Raw genomic sequence first — 23,632 nt, forward strand, 5'->3', positions numbered from 1 at the left:
CTGGAATCTATTGATCTCTTTTAAAAAAGACGCAAACTCCTGTGTTACACGAGTTCCGTCCGCTACTAAATTCCAATTTCTAAAAACCACTTTTCCTGTATCTTCATTAAGCCATCTTCTGCGAGTAATGTGAAGATATACCTGATGTCCACGAATTGGAAAATCCTGAACTGTAATCTCATCAAAGAAGCCTTTTGAACTTAATTTATATTGCCGATATTCTTTAGGAATCGAATTGATCTCTTTTAAATATAAATGTAAAACTTCACCCTCTTTTTTATAAGAAGTCAATTCAAAATATTCAACAATGATTTCAGGTAATAATAACTTGATTAGTTCGCTATAACAATCTTGCATTTGGTATAATTTGGAAACACAAAGATCTAGATTTTAATATTTCCCCACAACAATATGTCTTGATCCACGCTTACCTATAACTTTAGGATAAAGCAGGCACTATTTAGCATGAGATTCTTCACTCAAAGTTTTAGAATTACTTAAAAGGCATTGCAATGATCTTAAACATATTTTAGCTGCAACCCCATAGAATATGGCGATAGCAATACAAACATTAGGCCTAGAATCTATTTTAATTTATAAATGTAATTAAAGGCTGCATCAAGATACAAATGCAACTTTTGAGCTAAACATATAACTAGCTATTTCAAAATCAAGCCGTATTTTATGACAACTAGACAATTAATCTATGTTTGGATTTCTGATTATTTGACTTGTCGCCAGTATATAAATTTACCTATTTTCTTTTTTAATTAAGCATCACTTGCTATAGCAAAACCTCCATCTTTTAATCAATTATTTTCAGTGGAGAAAAAACTAAAATTGAATCCCGTTAAAAACGATTCATAAAACCATTCTCGTAATACCGATGCATCCAAATACGATTTAGGCAAATGTTCCTATTTAATTTTAAATTAATATAGTAAAGTTTGAATAGCGCGTGGTAAAATAAAAACTTCAGCAGAATTTGTGCCAATACACAAATTATATTTCAGTTTTTCATCTGTTTTATTCATAACGATCGTTACTACCTGTCCATCTTCGTTCAAGAATGAAGTTGTTTGCAATTGACTTCTACTAGCAACACTACTGATTCTTTTTGCCTTTGCGCTGATAAATTTAGAAAAATGCCCAATAACATAATAAGAAGGCGTATAGATCAAAGCTCCGGTTTTTGTATCCCCATGTATCGGAGAAAAACAAAAATTACCTACATGATTCGGCCCTCCATTTTCGTCTAAAAGTATATTCCAATCAGTCCAACCAACGGTTCCATTATTAAAATCACGAATCATAGATTCACCATAACGTTCTCCATTTGCCCAAAGCTGTAGTTTTTTATAATCAAACTTTTCAACACAACCTTCTGTAAAAAGTAAGTTTTTATCGGGGTACATCTCATGTACTTTTCCAACATTTTCAAACATAGAATCTCCTCCGCTCCAGCTTTCATACCAATGGAAACCAATTCCCCAAACAAATTTACTAGCCTCAGGATCATCCAGAATAGCGCTTGCTCTTTGTGATAATAAATCTCTGTTATGATCCCAAACAGTAAGCTTTATATCGGAAAGTCCAGCCTTTAGCAATGTTGGTCCTAAGTAATTCTTCACAAAATCACGTTCTTCTTCAGCTGTATAAATACAAGATTCCCATGTTTGTTTTGCCATTGGTTCGTTCTGAACAGTTAAACCCCAAATAGGAACTCCCTCTTTCTCATAGCTGTTAATGAATTTTACATAATAATTTGCCCACGATTGGTAAAACTCTGGCAGCAATCTACCTCCTTGTAACATGTTCTTCGTATCCTTCATAAAAGCTGGCGGACTCCATGGACTGGCATATACTGCGACCTTACCTCCTGCGGTCGCAATTGCACTTTTTATTAATGGAATCCTGAATTCCATATCGTGCAAAACGCTAAAACTTTTTAATGCAGCATCGCCCTCATCAACATAAGTATAACTTCCTGAACTAAAATCACAACTGTGAATATTAGTTCTAATTATAGAGTACCCTATTCCTTTATCTTTACTATAGTAAGCCTTTAAAAACTCTTCCTGACTTTCCTTAGATAACTTTGCAAAAACTTCGGCACTTGCATCAGTAATCGCTCCACCAATTCCTAGAAATGTTTGAAATGTTTTGTTTGGGTTTACAAAAACACAAAGCTGTGTCTCAAGTGGTTGTTTTAGATCTGTAAATTGTACATTTACATCTGTCTTTGTTAATCTCAAATCTGTATTATTTGCCGATGTATAAATGGTCACATTCCTGTTACTTATAGAAAAAGGAATCGCTTTATTTTGCTTTTTTTCTTGCGAAAAAGCAAAAAAAGTCACCACTAAAAGTAGAGTTGTTATAATTTTTTTCATTATCTTTTTTTTAAAATTTGCCAAATGCAAGTTAATACAGATTCTATTTCTATCAAAGTACCAACCCATTTTCTGCTTAATTGTATTATTAAAAATCAACTAATAAACTGCTGAAATGCACTATTAAGACAACTCATATTCAAAAATCATACGCTTCCTTATACCAAATAATCCAAAGTTCGTTCCAAAGCCATACCTCTTGAGCCCTTTATAAGAATCATTTTATTATCAAAGCCTACTCCTTTTATAGAATCCGAAAAATCTCCAAAAGTGTCATAAAAATAAAAGTTCTCTTTATCTATTTGGTTCTGATAAAAATCTTTCCCTATAAAGTAGCACACCATATTATCCTCTTTTATTAGCAAATCGACAATAGCTTTATGCTCTGCTAAACTTTCAATCCCCAACTCAAACATATCGCCAAGAACAGCAATTTTATTAGAATTATCTAATTGAAGGAAGTTTTCAATCGCTACCGCCATACTACTTGGATTCGCATTATAAGCATCCAAAATAATCTGATTTGTACCAATAGTCAATAATTGCGACCTATTATTCTCTGGGACATAACCTTCCAAAGCCTCTTTAATGGACAAATCATCAACTTCAAAGTATCTTCCTATAGTAATTGCAGCATTTAAATTATTAGCATTGTAAAGCCCAATTAAATGAGATGATATGACAATATTTGAATATCGTATTTCGACAAACGGATTAGCTTTAACAGAAGTAATACACACATCCGCATTATCTCTATTTATTCCAAAAGAAAACAATTTTATCTTTTTTGTTTTTTCAATTTGAATTGGATCTTCTAGGTTCACAAAAGCTAATTTGTCATTTTGGAACAAATAGTGATACATTTCACTTTTACCCTCTATCACACCTGCGACGCCTCCGAAACCTTCTAAATGCGCTTTGCCAAAATTCGTTATATAACCATAATCAGGTTTTGCGATTTCACAAAGAAATTCAATTTCTTTTTTATGATTAGCTCCCATTTCAACAATACCTATTTCCGTACCGGTACTAAAGGACAGCAACGTCAGCGGAACTCCAATATGATTATTAAGATTCCCAATCGTAGCTTTTGTCTTGTATTTCTTTGACAGAACGACTTGAATCAACTCTTTTGTTGTTGTTTTTCCGTTACTTCCAGTAAGTGCAATAATAGGCAGATTCAGATATTTTCTATGAAACTTTGCTAATTCTTGCAAAGCATCCAGACTGTCTTCAACCAAGATTGTCCTTTCATCGATAAAATAATTTTTATTGTCAATTATTACATAAGACGCTCCTTTTTCTAAAGCCTCTTTTGCAAATATATTGGCATCGAAGCGATCTCCTTTTATGGCAATAAAAAATGAATTTGACTCTATTTTACGCGTGTCAATTGAAACTGATTTACATTTCAAAAATAACCTATGAATTCCAGCTATATCCATTTAAAAACGATTAAAAAAAAAGCCCTAATGAAAGGGCTTTGATTACTATTTTATATAAAATTTAATTTCTTACAGATTTCTTTTTATCTGATTTTGGACCAACTCTAGACATTGCACATCTAAATCCGATATAATCAGTCGCCATATCCTGTGGAAAATATCTTCTTTGAGCAGGGTCTAACCAGTATGCTCTATCTCTCCAAGAACCCCCTTTATAAACTCTTACGTCATCATTTATCAAAGTTGTTCTTTTACTTGACCTATCATATTTTCTAACCATCGATCCCAAACTATCTGTTGTTACATTGTGCTTCGGCGAATTATACATTGATTTATCTCCTTTTTCTTTGTCGGTATCAGACTCAGAAGATCCAAAATCATAATATTTAGAAGATTGTTTATCACCATCTCTATAATTAATATTATTACTCTTATCAAAATTTTGTCTTAAATAAGTCTCATTCTCATCAACAGGAACCTGAGCAATTTGACCTGGAAAACTTCTTACTATAACTTTTCCGTTACTTAGAGTATCTTTTTTCATTGTCTCTAAAGTGACAATTTCTACTTTACCATCTGGACCAATTTTATTTTTAGTGTATCGGTTTCCTCTAAAATAATTAAAATCATTTGCTTCATTATCTATAATAGGTCTATAAACATCGGCTACCCATTCGGCTACATTTCCTGCCATATCATACAATCCAAAATCATTTGCTGGATATTTCTTAACTGCATTAGTTATGTCAGCTCCATCATCAGACCAGCCTGCAATTCCACCGTAATCTCCATTACCTTGCTTAAAGTTAGCTAATTGATCTCCCTTACTTTGTCTTTTCCCTGAACGAGTATAACTACCAGACCAAGGATATTTTTTCTGCCCTTTGTAAATATTGTACTCTCTCTGCCCCACATCAGCTGCAGCTGCGTATTCCCATTCTGCCTCTGTAGGCAGTCTATATTCTGGCAATATAAGACCTGATGAACGTTGTGCATATACATTTTTTTGTTCAGCTACGATTCCATCTTTTCCAGCTTTAGGACTTTTTCTAGCTCCTTTTCCTCCTTTTAAAACGATTTCTTCGTTTCCTCCGTAAGTCATTGTTGGAGCTTTCAAATATGTCTCAGTGCTGAAAGAACTTTCTGCAGAAACATCATTTGTTTTAGCATTCTTCTTCAAATATCCGTTTTGCTCTAGAATAGCTTCATTTACACGATCTGTTCTCCACTGACTAAACTCTACAGCTTGAATCCAATTTACACCAACTACTGGATAATTTGCATAAGCAGGGTGTCTTAGATAGTTATTGGTCATCGTTTCATTATAACCTAATCTATTTCTCCAGACCAAAGTATCAGGCGAAGCCCCTTCATAAATATATTTGTAACTTTCTTCACTAGGTGGAAACACATTTTTCAACCAATCTAAATATTCCAAATACATGAAGTTGGTAACCTCAGTTTCATCCATATAAAACGACTGTACATGCTGTTGTGTTGGAGTATTATTCCAATCATGCATAACATCATCTTGCACTTTACCCATAGTAAAAGTTCCACCCTCAACAAAAACTAATCCAGGTCCTGCAACTTGTTTTTTACTACTAGAAGCATTTTTACTATCTACATTCCAACCCGTGGCCCTTGATGCATTTTTTGAACTAGATTTTTTACTACAACTAGCAAAACCCACAATCATTGTTACTGATAGCATCAATCGCAAGGCTATAATTTTATTTACTTTCATACTCGTTTAAAGGTAATAATTTAAGTGACGCAATATAATAATTAACAATTAACCCGCAACACCGTTTTGAATAAATTTATTGTGATGATTCATATAAAATGAATTATACAAATCAAACGCAAATTTATACTATTTATTATTTATTTTCATACTAAAAGATATATTTTTACTTTATAAAACATTTACTATTCATGCAATTTAAGCAAAAACTACTATTTTATAGTTTATTACTACTTCCTTATCTATCAAATGCACAGACTGCAGGTGACGTAACTATTGACTGGATTGAAAAAACGGCAGTTTCTTTTGGAACATATAAAATCAATATCCCGCACTTTACTGGCAACAATTACCATTATGACCCGTCCGAAAAAAAAATAACATACACCCAAGAACTAACAACGCCTGCTCTAAACGACCAAACCAGTATCCAAATTACCAATGTAACCTATGAATCAATCGCTCCGTCTCAACTTGGGGATTTAGCCATTAAAAACATACCAAAAAAAATAGAATCCTCACTAAGAAATACGCAATCAAGAGGCATCTCTCAATCGTTTCTCAGCTTGTCTCCTATAGTCAAAGATGAATTCGGTTATAAAAGAATAAAATCCTTTTCTTATAACATCATTAACTCAACCTCAAAGATATTAAAATCAAATAAAGCCACAACTTCTATTTCCAACTCCGTTTTAGCCACAGGAGATTGGTATCGTTTTTACATTGAAAAATCTGGCGTTTATAAAATATCCAAAAGTTTTTTACAAGACTTAGGCATTAACTTGAATGCCATTGATCCTAAAAAAATAAAAATTTATGGAAATGGAGGGAAAATGCTCCCCCTGTCAAACAATATTTATTATCCTTCCGATTTAACCGAAAATGCAATACAAATTATTGGAGAAAACGACGGAAACTTTGACAACGAAGATTATATTTTATTCTACGCTGAAGGTCTTGACACCTACAATATCGAAAGTCAGACCTATAATAATCTATACGATACTAAGTCGTTTTACTACATCAATACTTCAGGAGTAGACGGAAAAAGAATTACAGAACTGAGTGAGCCCAAGGGCAGCAGCACATTAAATTTAAATACTTTTGACGACCATCAGTTCCATGAAAAAGATTTAAAAAATATTGCAAACCTAGGCAGACAGTGGTTTGGAGAATCATTTGACATCAGCCAAGATCAAGAATTTGAATTTAATTTTCCAAACATAGACATCACAACACCTGTCAAAATAAAAGCGACAGCCGCTTCTGCAGCTTACACCTTAACTTCTTTTCAGATTACTTCTAACGGCCAAACTATTGGCTCCATATCCTTTCCTGCAATAAATACAAATTCAGACACTGAATTTAATGTTGGCTCTCTACCTGGCAACACCTCCTTTAATGGATCCGAAACTGTAAAAATAAAATTAAGCTATAATAACAATGGCGTACCGGGTTCAAAGGGTTTTTTGGACAAAATCGAACTCATAGCCAAAAGAAAACTTCAAGGATATGGAAAACAATTTAACTTTCAATATGATGCTTCAATTGCTAACTTCGGCATTGTAAATTACATTCTGTCTAGCGCAGAAAAAATTAGTCAGGTGTGGGATATTACAGACCTATATAATGTAAGCAAATTTGAGAACACAAATCAACCCACTTTTTCTTTCAAAGCAAATTTAGGCGAACTCCGAAAATATGTCGCAATCGATGCCTCAGATTATTACACACCATTAAAAGATAGCAAACCTAAAGTCGCTAATCAAAACATTAAAGGTTCTATTTTCAAAAACAAACAAGCTCAATTTGAAGATATTGACTATGTAATTATCACTCCTAATTCTTTATACATTCAAGCTGAAAAATTAGCCAATTTCCACCGAATCTACTCCAAACTGAATGTCAAAGTAATTACGACCGAATCAATATACCCCGAATTTTCCTCTGGAAAGCAAGATATAGCAGCCATTAGAAACTGCATCAAATATATTTATGAAAATGCCTCTACCACGGAAAAAAGAATAAAGTACGTGAATTTGTTTGGGGACGCTTCCTATGATTATAAAAACCGAATCGCAAACAACACTAACATTATACCTATATATCATGCCCTTAATAGCCAAACAACAGGAGAAGCTTCATTTGCATCCGATGATTTTTACGGCTTGATGGATAGTACCGAAGGAAATATCATCTCTTTTTTTGGCGGTATTGATATTGCTGTTGGAAGAATGATTGTAAACAATCCGCAGCAGGCAGAAGAAATGGTAAACAAAGTCATTGAATACCATGATATAAAATCATTTGGAAGTTGGAGAAACAATTTCGTAATGATTAGCGATGATTCAGACATAACCTCTGATTCCAATTTACAAAGTAGACAAAATAAATTAGCCGATATAATCACAACTCAAAAACCCTTTTTTAACATTAATAAAATCCTTTTGGATTCCTATGTTCAAGAAGCATCTGCAGGAGGTTTCCGATATCCAAAAGCAAGAACAGATCTATTTAATGCATTCGAAAAAGGCGCTTTGGTTTTCAATTATTTGGGACATGGAGGCGAAGACGGTTTATCATCTGAAAGAATTTGGGAAAAATCGGATGGACAAAATTTAAATAACCAATACAAATACCCCTTATTCATAACAATCACCTGCGAATTCTCCCGTTTTGACAATCCGTCGAGACCTACAGCCGGTGAATATACCTATTGGAATCCAAAAGGTGGTGCTATTGCTATGATCACAACAATTCGATCAATAGGTCAATTTAGCGCTGAAAATTTCAATGATGTATTATCTGAGAAGCTATTCTCATTTGGCTCAAGCCAATACACCTCAATCGCCGAGGCTCTACGAATATCAAAAAACAGCAATCCAAATAGCGCCACAAATGTCGTTTTTTATTTAGGTGATCCCGCATTAATTCTAGCGATACCAAAGCCAAAAATAAAACTTACAAAAGTAAATGACATTCCAGTGTCGCAAACTACAGATGAATTCAAATCATTGGCTCGCATGAAAGTGAGTGGTGAAATAACCGATGAAAATGATGTGCTTCTAGCTAATTATAATGGCACACTGTCCTCTACCATATTTGATAAAATTATTCCAAGGACAACATTAAATAATGACAATAATAGTCCCTCAATAAATTTCAACACCATTGGCGAAACTATTTTTAGAGGAAATGCTTCTATAACAAACGGTTTGTTTGAATTCAGTTTTGTAGTCCCTCGAGATATTCGAATTCCTGTAGCTAATGGAAAAATAAGTTTTTATGCTAAAAAGGAGCAGACATTAGAAAATGAAACCGGCTTTGATAGTACCATTCAAATAGGCGGAATTAATGAAAATGCGGCGCAAGACAATATTAGCCCAAAAGTGAAGTTATATATGAATGACGAAACATTTGTTTCTGGCGGAACAACAAATGCATCCCCGTTTCTACTTGCTTTTCTCGAAGATGAAAATGGAATCAATACAGCTAGCGGAATAGGACATGATATTGTAGCAATTTTAGACGGAAATGTAAGCAATCCGTATGTTTTAAATGATTATTATCAAACCAATCTTGACGATTATACTAAGGGAAGCCTTCGCTTTCCTCTTCGTAATTTAGCCATTGGCCTGCATACTATTACATTTAAGGCATGGGACGTATATAACAATCCTATAACTATTGAAATCCAGTTCGTGGTAGTTGGCGACGAAACAATAACTTTAACACATGTACTAAACTATCCTAATCCATTTGTTAATTATACTGAATTTTGGTTTACACATAACAGGCCTTATGAACCTTTAATGGTGCAAATACAAGTTATGACAATAACAGGTAAAGTAGTTTGGGCAAAAAATCAAATCATTTCAACCGAAGGTTTTTTGTCAAAAGAGATTACATGGGATGGTAAAGATGATTTTGGAAATAAAATCGGAAAAGGAGTATATATCTACAAACTAACCGTCAAATCTACCATGACCAATAAAAGAGCAGAAAAGTTTGAAAAACTTGTAATACTTTAATAAAATACTATATTTGTTCAATGAATTTTAATGAAAAAATGAAAAAATTAATACTTTTCACAAGCTGCATACTCGTTTTTTCTTATGCAAACGCTCAAGATAGGGTAATTACCACTGCTGTTCCCTTTCTATTAGTCTCGGCCGATGCGAGAGCCGCAGGTATGGCAGATATAGGAGTCGCAACTTCGGCAGATGCTTTTTCGCAACAATGGAATCCAGCAAAATATGCCTTTGCAACTGACAAACAAGGAGTTTCCGTAAGTTTTACTCCCTATCTTACAGATCTAGCAAATGACATCTCTTTAGGTCAATTAACATATTACAATAAAATAAGTGATCGAAATGCTTTTGCAGCAAGTATTCGCTATTTTGGTTTTGGTGAAATCGAATTACGTGACAATCCAAATGACCCTGCGAGAATAGTTTCTCCAAACGAATTTGCTATTGACGGTTCTTATTCCTTGAAATTAAGCGAAAAATTCTCCATGGCAGTTGCCGGAAGATATATTCGTTCAAATTTAAAAGTGGCTACCGATAACGCAGATGCCTCAGCAGCGAGTTCATTTGCAATCGATGTGGCAGGATTTTATCAATCAGAAGAAATAGCATACAGTGAGTTTAATGGAAGATGGAGAGCTGGATTTAACATTCAGAATTTAGGCCCAAAAATTAGTTATGACAACGACAATATAAGCACTAATTTTTTGCCGGCAAATTTAAAACTCGGAACGGGATTTGACTTTATTTTGGACGACTACAATAAAGTAGCAGTCAATGTTGAATTCAATAAACTATTAGTTCCTACTCCTCAAAACCCAGATTTAAATGGGGACGGGACGATTACTCCTGAAGAAAGAGCGCAAAACACAGATAATTATCGTTCTATTGGCTGGGTTTCCGGTGTGTTTAAATCATTTGGAGATGCGCCAGACGGTCTTAGCGAAGAAACCAAAGAAGTGACTTATGCTGTAGGAGCTGAATATTCATATCAGGACTCTTTTGCTATGCGTTTAGGTTACTTCCATGAAAGTCCCCTAAAAGGTGCTAGAAAATATTTCTCTATGGGAGCAGGCTTTAAATACAATGTCGTTAAAGTAGATGTCTCTTACTTGTTTTCAGCTTCAAAAGTTAAAAATCCTTTAGAAAACACATTACGTTTCTCTCTAACTTTTAATTTTGGAGATAAATACGATGAATATTAGCTATATATAAAATCTAAATTAACAATCCAAACTTCAAAACCATGAAATTTGGATTTTTTTTCCTCAAAAAACAATGAAAAAAATTACTATTACCAGCCAATTTTCGGCTTATAACTCACTTCAAGAATTACCAAGTGACATCCAGAATTTAATGGAACAAGCGGTGGGCGTTAGAAAAAATGCCTATGCGCCCTATTCAAAATTTCGCGTCGGTGCCGCGCTATTATTAGACAATGGACAAACTGTTTTAGGTTCCAACCAAGAGAATGCAGCCTACCCGTCAGGCCTATGCGCTGAACGTGTTGCTATTTTTCATGCAGGAGCCATTTATCCTGAAGCAAAAATTTTAAAAATGGCGATTACCGCAGCTTCAGATTCAAATAAAACAATAGCCCCAATACCTCCTTGTGGTGCTTGCAGGCAATCAATAGCAGAGTATGAAATTCGGCAAGAAAATCCAATAGAAATTTATTTTATGGGAGAAACAGGTGATATCTACAAATCAGACTCGCTAAAAAACTTGCTACCTTTTATGTTCGACAAAAAATTCTTGTAAAAAAAACAAAAAGAAGCCTTTTAATTTTACTCCTTAGATGGAATGTCTTATTTTTGCGATTCGCAAATTCGTGTGAGGAGACTATTTTGCGTTATAGGTACTAGTTGATAACACAATAAAAACTTTAGCAAAAGAACAATTGAGATGAAAGAAGTTACAAAAGAGGTTTATTTAAAGTGGTATGAAGATATGCTCCTTTGGAGAAAGTTTGAAGACAAACTCGCAGCATTATACATACAACAAAAAGTCAGAGGATTTTTGCATCTATACAATGGTCAAGAAGCCGTACTTGCTGGTGCATTGCACGCAATGGACTTGACAAAAGATAAAATGATTACTGCATACAGAAATCACGTTCAACCAATCGGAATGGGTGTAGACCCAAGACGTGTAATGGCTGAACTTTTAGGAAAAGTTACTGGAACATCTAAAGGAATGGGTGGCTCTATGCACATTTTTTCAAAAGAACACCGTTTTTATGGTGGACACGGAATTGTAGGTGGACAAATTCCTGTAGGAGCAGGATTAGCTTTTGCAGATAAATATTTTGAAACAGGCGGAGTAACCATGACCTATTTTGGTGATGGAGCTGCTCGACAAGGGTCACTTCACGAAGCTTTTAACATGGCCATGTTGTGGAAATTACCAGTTGTTTTTATCGTTGAAAATAACGGTTATGCAATGGGAACTTCTGTAGAAAGAACAGCCAACCACACGGATATATGGAAACTAGGCTTAGGCTACGAGATGCCTTGCGGTCCTGTTGACGGAATGAATCCTGTAAAAGTAGCGGAAGCAATGACAGAAGCTATCGATCGAGCAAGACGTGGAGATGGACCAACATTTCTAGAAATGAAAACATATCGTTACAGAGGACACTCAATGTCTGACGCTCAACTATACCGTTCTAAAGACGAAGTAGAAGAGTATAAAAAAATTGATCCAATTACCCAAGTTTTAGACTTAATAAAAGATCAAAATTATGCTACAGAAGAAGAAATTGCAGCAATTGATCAAAGGGTAAAAGATTTAGTTCAAGAGTGTGTTGATTTTGCTGAAGAATCTGATTACCCACCAGTGCAACAACTTTACGATGTAGTATACGAACAAGAAAATTATCCATTCATACCTCATAAACTATAAATCAATTATGGCAACAATTATTACAATGCCTCGTTTGAGCGATACTATGACGGAAGGAACGGTAGCGACTTGGCTTAAAAAAGTAGGAGATAAAATTAGTGAAGGAGATATCCTAGCTGAAATTGAAACCGACAAAGCAACAATGGAATTTGAATCCTTTAATGAAGGTACTCTATTATATATAGGAATCCCAGCAGGAGAATCAGCACCCGTAGATTCTTTACTTGCTATTATAGGAAAAGAAGGTGAAGATGTCGCTGCTTTAATAGCAGAACAATCAGCCCCTAACACAGAAGTAGTTAAAACTGAAAATGATTCAGCTCCCACTGAAACTATAAAGGAAGAAAAAGATACCCCCCCAGTAACAGCCTCTTTACCAAAAGGAGTTGTTGTTGTTACCATGCCACGTTTAAGCGATACCATGACCGAAGGTACTGTAGCTACTTGGTTAAAAAAGGTGGGCGACAAAGTTAGTGAAGGTGATATCCTTGCTGAAATCGAGACCGATAAAGCAACTATGGAATTTGAATCTTTCAATGAAGGTACTTTATTATATATAGGTATTCAAGAAGGAAACGCAGCTCCTGTAGACAGTTTACTGGCTATTATAGGCCCTGAAGGAACAGACATAACCGGTATTGCTGAAAACTACAGTAATGAAGGTCAGGCTAAATCTACAGAACCAACTGAAGAAACTAAATCGGCACCAGCTGATGCGGTAACACCAGTTACTCAAGAAGCTTCAACTGACGGACAACGAATTTTAGCATCGCCATTAGCAAAGAAAATTGCAAGTGACAAAGGAATTCAATTAAATCAAGTGAAAGGTTCAGGTGAAAACGGACGTATCGTGAAAAGTGATATTGAAAATTTCACTCCAGCTGCACCAACTAGCACAGTAACTGCTGAAACTTCTGTGACTGCAAAAGCACCAACTACCGTTGCCGCTGCGCCAAAAGTATTTGTTCCTGCGGGAGAAGTATTTACAGAAGAGATTAAGAATTCGCAAATGCGAAAAATCATAGCCAAGCGATTGGCAGAGTCTTTATTTACAGCGCCTCATTACAACTTAACTATCGAAGTTACAATGGATGATGCAATGAAATCTAGAGCTATAATCAATAGTATTCCTGATACAAAAGTTTCTTTTAATGACATGGTCATCAAAGCATGTGCTATGGCATTAAAAAAACATCCAAAGGTGAACTCTCAGTGGAAAGAAGAAGCAATTACAATCAACCATCATGTTAATATTGGTGTTGCTGTAGCTGTAGAAGATGGATTAGTTGTTCCTGTATTGAAATTTACAGATGCAATGAGTCTATCTCAAATTGGCGGAAGCGTAAGAGATCTTGCCGGAAGAGCCAAAAACAAAAAACTACTACCAACCGAAATGGAAGGAAGTACTTTTACTGTTTCTAACTTAGGAATGTTTGGTATTGTAGAATTCAATTCTATCATCAACCAACCTAATTCTGCTATCCTATCAGTAGGAGCTATTGTAGAGAAACCAGTGGTTAAAAATGGCCAAATCGTCGTAGGAAACACCATGATGTTATCTCTAGCTTGTGACCACCGTACTATCGATGGAGCAACTGGAGCACAGTTCTTACAAACATTAAAACAATACATAGAAAACCCAGTTACGATGCTTGCCTAATTACTGATTTTATATAAAACCAAAACCCGTCTAGTTTAGCACTTGACGGGTTTTTTGTTTTTATAACACCAAAGTAAAACCCATGACCGATCACATTAAACACCCAAAACAGCAGCTTAATTAACTGAAAATATGTTAGTTATAATAATAAAAGTAGGATTAAATCATTTTTTATGTAAATTTGAATTTAAATAGGAATAAGAAAAACTACAAAAAAATACAACCAAAAATAGGCTATTAAAATATCCTTTTCTTTACGAAACGGTTCTTTTCAAGAATTCTCTTTTGTGCTTTTTTGTAAAACTATAAATGCTGAAGATTGCGAGTCCTCTTACATTCATCACACTGCCGCTACTGATTGAATGTAAAACAATCTACAATCCATGTTGTTGATTTTAATGCATATTAACTATACTCAATTACAAAACTTATGAAAAAGTTATTTGACAAGTTTTTATCCGAAACGTTCAGGGAACAAACAGAACGTATAATAATAGGCATTGCGATAATCAGCTATTTAATACATCTACTGATTATTTTTCTAGTAAACCAAGACATTATTCACATTGCTAGCAAACTGACAAAAAATCCCATCTCTGCCGTTTATACACCATTTTCGTTCATTCTAGTTTATGAAGTGTTTTTACTTGTTTTTTACCTACCAAGTTCCACCTCAAAATACATAGGGAAGCAGTATGAAATCATAACACTGATTGTAATACGAAGAATCTTCAAAGATATTGGTCACATCGAAGTGTCCACAGGATGGTTTAAGCTCGAAAATGACTTGCAGTTCCTTTATGACGTTATTACCACAATACTTTTGTTTTTTTTAATTCAACTATTTTATAAAAAAATAAAAAAACAAGAAAGCGATGACACTACAAGAACGGCTAAAGAGAAAATCCGAATGGAAAAATTCATCAAATTAAAAAAAACCATAGCAACTACTCTTATTCCCGTATTGATTATTATGGCTTTGTACTCGTTTAGTAACTGGTTGATCGCTTCAATGGAACAGAACGTCGCTCCAGTAAACTCCTTTAAAAACATCAATAATATATTCTTTGATAATTTTTTCATGTTATTAATCATGATTGATGTACTACTACTGTTATTCTCATTCTTTCACTCTGACAAGTTTCACCAAATCATAAGAAATTCGGGATTTGTAATTTCTACTATGTTAATAAAATTATCCTTTTCGATGGAAGGACTAGTAAATAACGTATTAATCGTTGGCGCCGTACTTTTTGGGTTACTCATCCTCATCATACATAACTCCTATAAAAACAGCGCCATTCCGGATCATTAATACTCGCTAAACTTATTAACCTTTAGTAACTAATACAGGTGAATAGTTATAGACGCAATTGCAAGGAAGTACTACTGACTGGGACTCATCGACTCCTAGGCTCTGCGACGAACAAAATTATTACAACAATCAATCAAAATTTGCTTATCTAAGTGAAGGAGTTATTCGAAGAATACAAATCGTTAAAACGGGCTATTATTTGCACTAATCGTGGTGGCAAATTTATAATTATTTCTTTCTATTCTTCTCCTCAATCCACTTGGACATGTACATCGTACTTTTCAGAGTATGATGTTGCAGCAATGACCCCATAAAATTATTCACACGATGCTCTTGTAAATTAGCTTGTAGCCATTTTATTTTCTTCATAAAATCACCCTCAAACAATCCTCTTAAATACCGGTGATTTATTATTTCAACTCCGTTTTTTTGAGCTTGAAGCCAAAGTTTTTCATCTTGATATAACAGTACCGCTTCATTTGCAAAAATTTCAGGATTATCCGCTATAAAACCATTCCAATCCAAATCGCCATGCATCGATTCTGCTCCAATAAAGGTAGTAACGCTAGGAGTTCCACAGTGCATCGCTTCTAATAGTTTTCCCTTTATACCAGCCCCAAAACGCAAAGGCGCCAGCACTACTCGAGCTTCTTGTACCACGGCACTCGCATTAGCAGCGCGCCCCTTTACTAAAAAACCTTCCTTGACATTATTGAGTTGCAACACTTTTTGCGACGGATAAGCGCCATAAATATGTACAACAGCCTCAGGCAACTGCTTTTTTATAAGAGGCCATATCGTTTCTTTTAAATATTGAACCGCATTCCAATTAGGTTCATGGAGAAAATTACCAATGAAAACAAAATTATTCCTTTCATCAAATAAAGGCAATTTATCTATGTCAGCATTAGATATTTCTTCCAATAAAAAAGGCAAATACAACAATAGCGAACTATCAATTTTAAATATTTCTGTAAGCAATTGCATTTCATATTCTGAAATAATCAAAGACAAATCGCAACGCAATATACTAGCTATTTCTCTTTTGGCTACAGCTTCCACAAACAAATCAGCTTCCACAAAAGGTCTTTTCTCTTTAAATGCTTTCTGACGTGCTACTCGTAAACAATGAAAATCTTCAGTATCTAATAAGCGTAAGGCTTCTGGACAGTTTTCGTTTACACGCCAACCAAACTGCTCTTCCATCATAAACCGATCAAACAACACCACCGATGGATTTAGGTCTTTTACGAAGCCATCAAAACTCGAGCAATTTAAAGTAATCGTTTTTTTATCTACTCCTACTAATTCAAGGTTAACCATAAAATCACTATCCATCGCAGGACTTGCAAATGTTATAGCATATTCCTCCACTTTAAAAAGAGAAATCAACTGTAACATTCTAGTTCCCGCGGCAGAAGAATTAGGTTCTGGCCACACACTGCCTATTATTAAGAGCTTTTTAACCTTATCCATCTTTGTATTTAATTTCAGTTACAAAATAATACAATTTAGAGCTCTAAACTATCATTTAACCAAGAAATCAGAAAGAAAACACTAATTTTGCATTAATTAAATAATATACCATGTTAGGATTAAAATTAGCAACAGACCCGAGATGGGTAAATATAGTCGAATCAAATATTGAAGAGATATTGACAGACCATGCCTGGTGTGAACAAAAAGCAGCTTCAAATGCAATAAGCCTTGTTACTTATAATTCAGAATTAGAAGAGTTAGTAACCGAGCTATTAGTTATTGCCCGTGAAGAGCTAGAACATCTCCAAATGGTACATGATTTAATAAAAAGCAAAGGTCTGACGCTAGGTAGAGAGCGCAAAGACCATTATGTAAATGAACTTTTTAAATTTATGAAAAAAGACGGCAGTAGAAAAGATGCTTTATGCGACCGTTTACTATTTTCGGCGATGATTGAAGCCCGAAGCTGTGAGCGATTCAAGGTACTGTCAGAAAATATAAAAGACCCTGAATTAGCAAAATTCTATAGAGATTTAATGATTTCTGAAGCAGGGCATTACACCACTTTCTTAGGCTTTGCCCGAAAATATGCTGACAATGTTGATGTAGACAAACGTTGGCAAGAATGGATTGATTTTGAAACATCTATTATTGTAAACTACGGCAAAAACGAATCTGTTCACGGATAGTCAATATAAAAAAAGGGATATCTATCGATAATCCCTTTTTTTTGTTCGATCATAATTTTATGATTTGTTTTCTTTATTATAAACTCCTATAAATTTTTAATTACAAATTCACTGCGCCTATTCAACTCGTGCTGTTCTTCCGTACAAGATTCACTCGGCTCGCATTTATTAATTTGAACACTTTCACCGTATCCTTTGGCAATAATTCTCTTACTGGAAATTCCTTGGCTTACGAAATATTCTTTTGTTGATTGCGCTCTATTGGATGAAAGCTTCAAGTTATAATGATTATTTCCGCGGTTATCCGTATGCGAACCAATCTCTATAACCATATCAGGATATTTCTTCATTAATTCAATCACGCGATTTAAGATTGGTTTTGATTCTCTACGAATATACCATAAATCATAATCGAAATAGATGGGATCCGTTTTCACTATTAAACGACCATTATCTTTTACCACATCTTTTTCGGTCGCAATTATATTATCCAGTTTTTCTTTCTTCTTATTTTGGGCATCTACAATTGCTTTTTCAGCTGCAATTTGTTTGTCTTTCTTAACTTTTTCAACTAACGCTACTTCTTCTTTTTTCTTTTGCTCAAGCAAAACTAGATGCTGCTTTTCCTTCTCTTCAAGCGCAAAATGCTCCTCTTTTCTTATCGCTTCCATAGATTTTAAAGACATCGAAGCATCATTTGTTTTCTTTCGTTCTTTTTGAAGTTGAAAAAACTTTGAATCCTTTGTATAATCTTCTTTAGATGCTAATACAAAGTAGGCTGTTTCACAAGTCACCGTGAAACTGAATTTTCCGTCTTCTGCTGTTGTAAAGTATTCAATTTCGATCTTATCGCCGTTTTGTAAGCGAACTAAAGTATTACCTAAAGGAAGATTTGTATCCACATCAGTTATAATTCCTGCAATAAACTGCATACAATCTTCGATAAGTAGTGGTTTTATTTCTTTCAGCTGATATATATCATCGTTCCCTTTTCCACCAATCCTGTTAGAAGAGAAATAACCCTCTTTATTATCGGAATCAATAGTAAAAGAAAAATCATCATAACCGGAATTTACCGGCAAACCTACATTTAATGGTTTAGAAAACTCATTCGACTGTATTTCCGACACAAAGACATCCAATGATCCAAATCCAGCATGTCCATTAGAAGAAAAATACAATTTGCTATCTTTTGATATGAAAGGAAACTGCTCTTTTTTACTGGTATTAATTTTAACCCCCAAGTTTATTGGAACTCCATAGTCCTCACCATTGATAGCAACGCTAAAAATATCAAAAGAGCCTAACGTACCAGGCATATCTGATGCAAAATACAATATTTTTTCGTCACTACTAAGTGCTGGATGTTCCACCGAATAATCATCACTATTAAAAGGAAGTGAAACTACATTTGTCCATTTATTATCCACCAGTTCAGCCTTAAAAATTTGTAGGTTTGACACTCTATTTTTGTTTTTACCTCTTCTCCCTTTTTTATAATTATTTCTAGTAAAATATATTGTATTTCCATCTTTAGTAAAAACAGGATTTGATTCATGCATAGAGGTATTTAATTCCTTAGAAAAATAATCTACAATAGAATCACTAGAATTGATATTAATTAAAGGGATTTTCATCAACTCAAGGTACTGTTCGTTATTCCACTTGTATACTTTATCAAACAAACCATGCTTCGTTTTGACCCCAGAAAAAATTAAGCTTTCACCTTGTTTAACAGCTCCAAATTCAGAATTAACCGTATTTATCGCCAAATTTTTAATTTCAAATCTATTATCCAATACAGATACATTTCCAAGTTCCTTGTTTTCTTTTTCTAATTTAGATAAGGCTTGGATGTTATTTGAACTAATAAAATAATCCTTAAGAACCTGATTTGATTCTTCGTAATTTCCTGTTGCCTTCAAGGTTTGTGAATACCTAAAATAATATTCTTCTTCAAGATCTTTATTAAATCTAGCAAGCAAAACCCGATACTGCCTTTGTGCATTAGGATAATCATTGGTATAATAATAACAATCCGCTAAGTTTTTAACCACTTCAAAAGAGCTGTTTTCTAGAAGAATATTTTCATACAAAGGAATTGCTTCGCTATAAAAGGTTTTTTCAAAAAAGCGTTTGGCCCTTTTTAAATCTTGAGATTGGGCATTTATAAGCTGTATTGAACAGACAATTATAATTAGGAGTATTCTTTTCATGTTTACTTTTTTAGAAGAATCTTGGTGATTTATCATATCCTTTACTTAATAAATCTAGATTAAATAATATAAAAATTTCATGTGTTCCGGAGTTAAACTGTCCAAGATTAGAAATCGTATAATCATATGCGTATCCAACTCTAATACTTGGAGTTGCTTTTACATTCATCAATGCACTTACGGCATCGCCTACTCTATAAGCAGCACCAAACTCGAATCTATCATTATACAAAACATTGCCAGAAATATCTAAAGTGACTGGAGCTCCTTTGATAAATTTTGACATAAATGCCGGTTTTAATTTAAATGAATCCGATAATCTAAAAACATAACCTCCGGTAAAAAAGGAATGAATTTTTTCTGAACCAAAAGCATTAATTCCAGAACGCTCCTCAATATGTTTAGAAGAAAACAAATTTGGCGCAGATAAACCTATATAATATTTATCCGTGAAGTAAAATGCTCCAATACCAACATTAGGGAATATTGCATTTACGTTTTCCGAGAAAGCAAGATCCGTACTAGCATTCCCACTCTCAAAAACAAAACCATTAAAATTAGTTTTAAAAGAGGTAAGACCAGCTTTCAATCCAAGAGAAAGTCTGTGTGAATTATTTAATCGGAGCACGTATGCAAAATCTGCAAAAAACTTATCTTCCTTTTTTGCACCATCTCCAATATCATCAGAAACCAATGAAAACCCCACCTCTACTTTTTTGTTGACAGGCATGTGCGCAAAAAGTGTCATAGTTTTTGGAGCCCCAATTGCACCAACCCACTGTGTTCTGTAGAGTATTCCTAGGTCTAACATAGATTGCATTCCCGTTGCATAGGCAGGATTTACCGTGCTCATGTTATACATATAGTGAGTATATTGCGCATCTTGTTGCGCCGTCACATTTATTATAAAAAATAAAAAACTTACAAATAGTATTGTTTTTTTCATTTGAAATTAAGTTTAAAGTAAGGAATGCTGACTACCTATTCAAGTAAAGTTGCCCTTGTTTTGGTGCTTTATTACCTTTATTATGATTGATTATATAAAAATAAACGCCGTTCGGAGCTACTCCATCAATGCCAATTTTGAAATCAGAATTTTTACCATCCCATTCCAATTTGTTTTTATTACCACTAAACAAAAGATTTCCATATCTACTGTAAATATCTAAGGTGAAATTTGGATAAATAAACTCGATGTTTCGAATTCTGAAACTGTCATTTACCCCATCACCGTTTGGTGAAAAACCATCAGGAATAAAAAATTCAGGAGTGACATCACAATTAGTAAGCGATACAGTCACCTCCACAACATCCGAATAACATGTTGTGGAACTTGAATAGCTAAAGCCGTAATAGGCAGCCCCCTCTTTAAGCAAAGCTGTCGTGGCTAATTTATTCCCATTTACAGCAGCGTCATACCATTCAATCGTTCCACTTGCTGTCGTAATAGCCGTCAAACTATTTACAGTGGGTTTATCCAAACCACAAAAATTTAATGGGTCTTGAACTAAAACCGGCGTACCTAATTCATTTACTCTAACATTAAGTACTGCTCTTCCAGATTCACACTTAGTAACCACATTCACTTCCTTAACATAATAATTTTTTGTTACCAAAAGGGTATTGTTATTTAATGCAGTCGTACTTGTTAACGAATCAAACCATTGGTATTGGGTTCCCTTTGGTACTAAATTGGCAATAGTCGCCTTATCATTTTTGCAAAATTGTTGGTCATCTACAATTGGTAAATTTGGAATTGTATTAATCGTGAAACTCTTTGAGCCAATATTTATTATGGCTCCACAACCGTTTGTATTATCGATAATATCCGTAAGAACCAAAGTTGTGATCCCAGTACTTATTAATAACGCCGATGGTATGGCAAAACTAGCAGCACCAGAGTTAACTTCTACCGTTACCGTTTCATTGAGCGCTGTATTCGCTCCCGTAAGATTATAGCTTAAAGTAATATTCGTTAAAATTCCTAATCCGGATAGCAGCACTGAAACGGGTTGGTTCTCACAGACATCTTTTACGTCCAAGACAAGTCTTGAAACATCCGGTAATGGATTAACAACGAATATTTTAGATAAAGTTGATGTATTAGTACACCCAGTTGTTAGATTTGTAATTTTTTTAACTGCGAATGTCGTGTCTCCGTCAATAGCAATCAACCCAAATGGAATTAGAATATCACCTACTACGCCGTTTATAACCTTAAAATTCGCTTGCTGTGCAATAGCACTGTTTTTTCCTGATAAATTATAAATTATACTGTAATTCCCATCTGCTAAATTGATGTTACCCGAAATTATAACCTTTGCGCTTTCTCCTTTACAAATAGCATTAATAATTAAAGTACCACTATTAATTCTCGGCATTGGATTTATATGTAACATATCAGAAATAAGGCCTATGACATTGTTACAAAGACCAAGACCTCCCACTTTCACAATATCAGTTATAGTGACAGTATAATCGTCAACTTGTGGAAAATTAAGTCGATTTATATCAAAAGTCAAAACACCATTAGCAAAACTGGCAGTTACCGAATCCGATACTGTAGATGAAGTCCCACCAATTTTATAAGACACAAGATAATTACCATCCGGAATACCTTGATTTCCTTCACTTAAAACAGCTTTATATGTTGCTGTAGCGATATCCATTTCACAAATATCAGAATTTACAACCAGATTGGCTCCTGTAAAATCAAGTTGCTTCTCTATTAAAATACTTACAGTACTTGTTTTCTCGTTACAAATAGTGTTATCTGCACCTATTGGTTTAACGGTATAGACAAAATTATAGACTCCCGCTCCTAAAGTACTATAAATATGCTGTACATCAACTGTAGAATCGCTAACTCCTGCTAATTCAGAAGTTGAAAATTCCTTCCAAAGACCATTAGGATCTTCTCCAGTTAACAAATCAAATAAGTTTAAATTACTATATGCCATTAAATTATCTGAACATATCTTTAAATCAGTAGGAACACCAGGTTCTGGAGCACGCTTAACAGTCACAAGTATCGTAGAAGACTTAGACGAACAAGCACCTATTGCAGGCATAGTATAGGTGAAGTAATGTGGCCCCAATCCAGCAACAGTAGCATTAAGATAATTTCCGCTTATTGCACCTGTACCATCATCGTCATGCCAAATTCCGTTCGATTGTGGACTTAGAAAATCACCTTTAAAACCTAGAAACAAATTAAAGGTTTCATTATCGCTACAAGCTGGAACTCCTAGGTTTGAAACTCCAGCATATCCCCCAACAGTTACGAAAACGGTAGTTGGAGAACTACCCACTGCAGCATATGTATAACTAAAAATACCTGAAAGTCCTATTGCTTGAACGTCTAAAATACCAGTAACTGGGTTCAAGCCTCCGGTAAAGGAATCGTCATTCCAAATTCCACCCGGAATATAAGATACTAATGCGCAAAAAAGATTAACCGTTTTACTACTGAAATCAGAAACGTTACAAACAACAATGCTATTATTGGTTGGGTCACACTGCGCAGAAGCATTAGATCTAGATAAAAATAACCCTAAGATAATAATAAAATGTAAAAATCTGAGTTTTGGCGGGAAAGGTAGTTTTAAAGCCATAAATATTTCTTTAGTTTAATTCAAAAATACATTATTTATTGTACTAATTATTTTAATTAGCAGAAATAATGGATCAAGACAAAATGTTGTGGGGAAATATTAAAATCTTGATATTTGTGTTTCCAAATTATACCAAATGCAA

The 23,632-nt window shown here is 34.4% G+C and carries 15 protein-coding genes; 7 read left to right on the forward strand and 8 right to left on the reverse strand.

Translation table 11 applies throughout. The annotated features are described in order from the left end of the window. The 4 genes from AC4PRO_RS17080 to gldJ form a co-directional block, all read right to left on the reverse strand. On the reverse strand, positions 1-357 hold a 357-nt coding region (locus AC4PRO_RS17080; protein ID WP_492118238.1), incomplete at its 3' end, for an ISAon1 family transposase N-terminal region protein. Positions 358-932: 575 nt separating this feature from the next. Further along, positions 933-2,393 carry a glycoside hydrolase family 30 protein gene (locus AC4PRO_RS17085; protein ID WP_492118239.1) on the reverse strand — a complete coding sequence of 487 codons (1,461 nt, stop codon included), beginning with the start codon at positions 2,391-2,393 and terminating at the stop codon, positions 933-935. 158 nt (positions 2,394-2,551) lie between these two features. Beyond that, a complete protein-coding gene (locus tag AC4PRO_RS17090) occupies positions 2,552-3,838 on the reverse strand; it encodes a UDP-N-acetylmuramoyl-tripeptide--D-alanyl-D-alanine ligase (RefSeq protein WP_492118240.1) in 1,287 nt (428 codons plus the stop codon). A gap of 61 nt (positions 3,839-3,899) precedes the next feature. After that, positions 3,900-5,585, reverse strand: coding sequence for a gliding motility lipoprotein GldJ (gldJ, locus tag AC4PRO_RS17095; RefSeq protein ID WP_074724582.1), 1,686 nt, complete (start codon positions 5,583-5,585; stop codon positions 3,900-3,902). A 191-nt stretch (positions 5,586-5,776) separates the two neighbouring features. Between gldJ and porU the strand changes: the two genes are divergently transcribed. The 6 genes from porU (at position 5,777) to AC4PRO_RS17125 (ending at position 15,492) form a co-directional block, all read left to right on the forward strand. Further along, on the forward strand, positions 5,777-9,616 hold the full coding sequence (porU, locus tag AC4PRO_RS17100) for a type IX secretion system sortase PorU (RefSeq protein WP_492118241.1): 3,840 nt from the start codon (positions 5,777-5,779) through the stop codon (positions 9,614-9,616). 38 nt (positions 9,617-9,654) lie between these two features. Next, complete coding sequence (gene porV, locus AC4PRO_RS17105) at positions 9,655-10,818, forward strand: type IX secretion system outer membrane channel protein PorV (protein WP_074724593.1); 1,164 nt, start codon at positions 9,655-9,657, stop codon at positions 10,816-10,818. Positions 10,819-10,891: 73 nt separating this feature from the next. Further along, the gene (gene cdd, locus AC4PRO_RS17110) at positions 10,892-11,374 is read left to right on the forward strand and encodes a cytidine deaminase (protein ID WP_074724584.1); all 483 of its coding nucleotides are present in this window, start codon (positions 10,892-10,894) and stop codon (positions 11,372-11,374) included. A 144-nt stretch (positions 11,375-11,518) separates the two neighbouring features. Beyond that, positions 11,519-12,517 carry a pyruvate dehydrogenase (acetyl-transferring) E1 component subunit alpha gene (gene pdhA / locus AC4PRO_RS17115; protein WP_074724585.1) on the forward strand — a complete coding sequence of 333 codons (999 nt, stop codon included), beginning with the start codon at positions 11,519-11,521 and terminating at the stop codon, positions 12,515-12,517. Positions 12,518-12,524: 7 nt separating this feature from the next. Beyond that, on the forward strand, positions 12,525-14,177 hold the full coding sequence (locus AC4PRO_RS17120; RefSeq protein ID WP_492118242.1) for a dihydrolipoamide acetyltransferase family protein: 1,653 nt from the start codon (positions 12,525-12,527) through the stop codon (positions 14,175-14,177). Between the two features lie 430 nt (positions 14,178-14,607). Then, positions 14,608-15,492: a hypothetical protein gene (locus AC4PRO_RS17125; RefSeq protein WP_492118243.1), complete on the forward strand. Its 885-nt coding sequence runs from the start codon at positions 14,608-14,610 to the stop codon at positions 15,490-15,492. A 228-nt stretch (positions 15,493-15,720) separates the two neighbouring features. On the opposite strand, the gene AC4PRO_RS17130 is transcribed toward AC4PRO_RS17125, so the two are convergent. Then, on the reverse strand, positions 15,721-16,968 hold the full coding sequence (locus AC4PRO_RS17130) for a glycosyltransferase (protein WP_074724588.1): 1,248 nt from the start codon (positions 16,966-16,968) through the stop codon (positions 15,721-15,723). Between the two features lie 110 nt (positions 16,969-17,078). On the opposite strand from AC4PRO_RS17130, the gene AC4PRO_RS17135 reads away from it, so the two are divergent. Beyond that, positions 17,079-17,660, forward strand: coding sequence for a MiaE family protein (locus AC4PRO_RS17135; RefSeq protein WP_016990606.1), 582 nt, complete (start codon positions 17,079-17,081; stop codon positions 17,658-17,660). A gap of 86 nt (positions 17,661-17,746) precedes the next feature. Here AC4PRO_RS17135 and AC4PRO_RS17140 read toward each other — a convergent pair whose 3' ends face one another. From AC4PRO_RS17140 to AC4PRO_RS17150, 3 genes are read right to left on the reverse strand one after another with little or no spacing between them, the layout of a single operon-like run. Next, positions 17,747-19,876 carry an OmpA family protein gene (locus AC4PRO_RS17140; RefSeq protein WP_492118244.1) on the reverse strand — a complete coding sequence of 710 codons (2,130 nt, stop codon included), beginning with the start codon at positions 19,874-19,876 and terminating at the stop codon, positions 17,747-17,749. A 10-nt stretch (positions 19,877-19,886) separates the two neighbouring features. Further along, positions 19,887-20,822 carry a PorP/SprF family type IX secretion system membrane protein gene (locus tag AC4PRO_RS17145; RefSeq protein ID WP_492118245.1) on the reverse strand — a complete coding sequence of 312 codons (936 nt, stop codon included), beginning with the start codon at positions 20,820-20,822 and terminating at the stop codon, positions 19,887-19,889. 31 nt (positions 20,823-20,853) lie between these two features. Continuing rightward, positions 20,854-23,490 carry a T9SS type B sorting domain-containing protein gene (locus tag AC4PRO_RS17150; RefSeq protein WP_492118246.1) on the reverse strand — a complete coding sequence of 879 codons (2,637 nt, stop codon included), beginning with the start codon at positions 23,488-23,490 and terminating at the stop codon, positions 20,854-20,856. Positions 23,491-23,632 lie beyond the last annotated feature (142 nt).

The organism is Flavobacterium sp. DW-iso2 (genome assembly GCF_058725285.1).